This window comes from Pseudomonas defluvii (genome assembly GCF_001695625.1).
Classification (GTDB): Bacteria; Pseudomonadota; Gammaproteobacteria; order Pseudomonadales; family Pseudomonadaceae; genus Aquipseudomonas; species Aquipseudomonas defluvii.
This window is the reverse complement of the sequence record NZ_MBPN01000220.1, coordinates 1-3,111: the sequence shown is the minus strand read 5'-3', so window position 1 is coordinate 3,111 and position 3,111 is coordinate 1. Positions and strand designations below refer to the sequence as shown.

6 protein-coding genes are annotated in these 3,111 nt (G+C 64.5%); all 6 read right to left on the bottom strand.

Translation table 11 applies throughout. From position 1 onward, the window contains the following. Window positions 1-147 precede the first annotated feature (147 nt). Window positions 148-795, bottom strand: a complete 648-nt coding sequence (locus EKA13_RS26580; RefSeq protein ID WP_019726336.1) for a hypothetical protein — start codon at window positions 793-795, stop codon at window positions 148-150. Between the two features lie 76 nt (window positions 796-871). Then, a complete protein-coding gene (locus tag EKA13_RS26575; protein ID WP_009459691.1) occupies window positions 872-1,132 on the bottom strand; it encodes a hypothetical protein in 261 nt (86 codons plus the stop codon). Window positions 1,133-1,148: 16 nt separating this feature from the next. Then, window positions 1,149-1,556 (bottom strand): hypothetical protein, encoded by a 408-nt coding sequence (locus EKA13_RS26570; RefSeq protein ID WP_009459693.1) that lies wholly within the window; start codon window positions 1,554-1,556, stop codon window positions 1,149-1,151. Window positions 1,557-1,658: 102 nt separating this feature from the next. Continuing rightward, window positions 1,659-1,982, bottom strand: a complete 324-nt coding sequence (locus EKA13_RS26565; RefSeq protein WP_009459695.1) for a hypothetical protein — start codon at window positions 1,980-1,982, stop codon at window positions 1,659-1,661. A gap of 94 nt (window positions 1,983-2,076) precedes the next feature. Then, window positions 2,077-2,766, bottom strand: coding sequence for a DUF3275 family protein (locus EKA13_RS26560; protein ID WP_009459697.1), 690 nt, complete (start codon window positions 2,764-2,766; stop codon window positions 2,077-2,079). Between the two features lie 57 nt (window positions 2,767-2,823). After that, window positions 2,824-3,111 (bottom strand): DUF3577 domain-containing protein (locus tag EKA13_RS26555; RefSeq protein WP_125862975.1); only part of this gene is annotated, 288 nt, incomplete at its 5' end.

Genomic DNA, 3,111 nt, shown 5'->3' with positions numbered 1-3,111 from the left:
GCTCTTTCGAGCGTGGGTTCGTCGGTCGGGTAGTAACCGTTCTTGGCGAAATTGCGGGCAAGCCGCGGGAACATGAGGGCCATGGAAGTCTCCTGGTTGGCGGGGAGGAATGGCGGAAGCACGCCAAGGCGTGCCTCCGCAGGTGGGTCAAGCCGCTACCGCTTCCGGCGTCCAAATCTTGGCCGGATACGGATAGGCGGTGAGTACGTCACTTCGGATCAGGGAACCCAGCGCCAGGGTCAGCGCCGGCACGTCGATGGCGAGCCGATGGCCTTCCAACGGCCCGAGGGCGAACGGAAGGCGGGCCAGCATCTCGCGGGTTTGCAGCAGTTCCAGCACGGTCTCGCGCCAGTGGTCGAGCAGCGGCAACGGGCAGGTGTCCCGCACCAGCATCCACAGGCGGTCAAGCCGGTGGGAGCTGTCGCGTGGCAGCAATGCCAGCGCGCTGGCGTTGGCCTTGTCGGGCTTCACGCAACGCCGGTCGAACAGCCACACGTTGGACAGCGAACCGAACAGCGTTCGCCGGTAGGCGCGGGTCATGCGCTTTTCCAGGCGATCGACGTTGCCGACGAACACCGGGACGCTGCCGCCCTGGTCGGTGATGACGTGGAACTGGTCCAGTCCTTGCTCGTCGCGCCCGAGGGTCAGGCGAGCGAGGAACTGCTGGACGGCGGTGTCGCGCGCCCAGATGGACAGGAAGATCAGGTTGCCCTGGTCATCGCCGACGCAGGCGTCGGCCATCACGTCCGGGCATTCGTCGATGCGGTACAGCGTGGAAGAAGTGTTTGCGGGCATGGTGGTGTCCTCGGATGAACGGGAACAGCACCGCCCGCCGGGGCAAGTACTGCCCCAGGGGGTGGAAGAAAATCGCTCAGTCCGGCTCGAACTGCCGGGTGTGCGGGTTGAAGTGAAGCGCCTCGTCCACCGCGGTGATCGGCGTGAAGCCGTCCAGGTAGATGTTGTTGAGGTACTGGTCGCGGTAGGTCAGCGCCTGCCGCGCCTGTTCCTCGGTAAGGCCGTTGCTGATGAAGTACTCCTGCATTTCCTCGTCGGAAGACACTTCGTCGTTGGACAAACTGCCTTCAACGAGTTTCAACAGTGAGGCGGGGAGCGCAGCCAGGATCGGGTCCATGTCGGTTCCTCCTGACTCAGGCCAACAGCGCCGCGGCGGGTGCCGTGGATGCCGTGGGGGTGCGCCGCCGCGCGTGGTAGGCGCGAACGCCTGCACGCCAGTCGGCGGACTGCTCCGGCGTCATGTCGAGGTAGCTCAACGGGCACGAGTAGTAGTACGGGTGCATGGACTCGTCCAAGGGCTTGTAGCCCCATTGGCTGCCGCTGCGCTCCAGAAGATCGCAGCGGATGTAGCGCAGGGACTGGCCCGGTGCGAGATCACGATGCACGCCTTCGGCCCTGGCCGTCACTTCCGCGACGGACCAGAGGACGTTGCCGCGCAGCGTGTGGGCGATGACCTTCACGCTGGCGCGCTCGGTCTCCTGCGGTGCGATCAGTTCCGCGATCAGTTCAGACCGCGATTGGGGAGAGAAATACCAGCCCATGAGAGGCCTCCTGAAGAATGTAGAGCCAGAGGCCTCCCCGTGGGGAAGAACCCCCAGCGGGTGATGGAATGCCGCGTGTGCGGCGATGGAATGCAGTGCGGGCTAGGAACCGCAACCGGCCGGGCAGCAACCCAGCGTGATCCCATGCGAACAGCAGCCGTTTTCAGCGAGCCAGTCCTGGGTTTCCTGCCGTTCGGCGGGTGTTGCGTAGTCCCATTCCTGGGTCGCGATTTCCAGCGCATGAACGCGCTGGCTTTCCGGCAATCGACTGGCTTGCGCGTCGATCTCCGAGCTGAAAAGCGTGACCCAGTGATCCCAGGACAGGCCGCAACCACGTTGGGCATGCTCGGCGGCCGTCTTGCAAACGGCGCGCCACGCGGTTTCGTCCAGCGCGGAACGGGGTGTATCGCAAGTGATGATGGACATGATGGAGACCTCCAGAAGAAAGCCGAGGCCACCCCCGCATGGGGAAGGAACCCCGGCGGGTGGATGAAGAACACCGCGGATGCGGTGTCTGCAATCACGCAGGTTGCAGTTCGGCCTGGCGGCTCCACTCCTGCGTCTTGAAGTCCAGCGCGTAGCCCAGTTCGCCCAGGCGGGCGATCTGCGCGCGCAGGGTGCGGCGGTCGATGGTCGAATCCAGCTTCACAGACTCGCCCAGCGGCCACAACAGGCCGAACAGCGCGGCGTCGCCATCCTCGGTGCTGCCGGGGGCAGCAGCCGCAGCAGGCGGCGCGTCCACGCCGAAGGGCGTGGTATCGACCAGCGGGTCCGCGGACGTCTGCACGGGTGCAGGTTTGGCGGACCTGGATGCCTTGGCGGGCTTGGCCGGCGTTGTCGCAGGCTGTGTCCCTTGCTCTTCATCGAGCGGATCGACTTCCTGCGGAGCAAAGCTATGTGCTTCGGCCTTGCTCAGCTTGTCGATGCCGAAAAGTGTCATACCGTCCAGGTTGGCGCGCATCTCGAAACGCATGCTGCCGTCGCTGATCGGATAGCCTTTGAGGAAGATGTAGCGAAGAACGAATTCCCCTTGGTACTTGCCCTCGGGGTATTGCTCCAACTCCGCGTCTTTAATCGTGAACTTGCCGAGTTGGCATTCGAGCTTGCCAACGTTGAACTTTCCGTTGCGGCCGTGAATGGTGCGCAGCGCGAGCTGGCCCGGGACGATGATGGGCGTGGCCGATTTCTCGGGTGCCGATGTGACTGCCATGATGCTTCTCCTTGAGGAATAGGAAAAAGGCAAGGCCCCGTGAGGGGCCATGCCGGATCAGAACGAAGCAGCCAATGCCGGCTCCTGCTCTTCGACTTCACCTGCGGGCTCGCGCTCGGCGGACTCGATAGGCTGGTCGGCAGCGGTGTCGGCGGCATCCTCGGCTTCGGGCGCGGGTGCGTCCTCGGCCTGCGGCGCCTCGGCTTGCGCCTGGCTCGTCGGATAGACCTGGGTGCCGTCGATCTTGATCAGACCGATGTGGATCAGCGTCGATTCCAGGCTCGCTCCCGGCTCCCCGGCGCGCTCACCCTTGGTGCGGATGTACGGATCGATCTTCATGTCGTT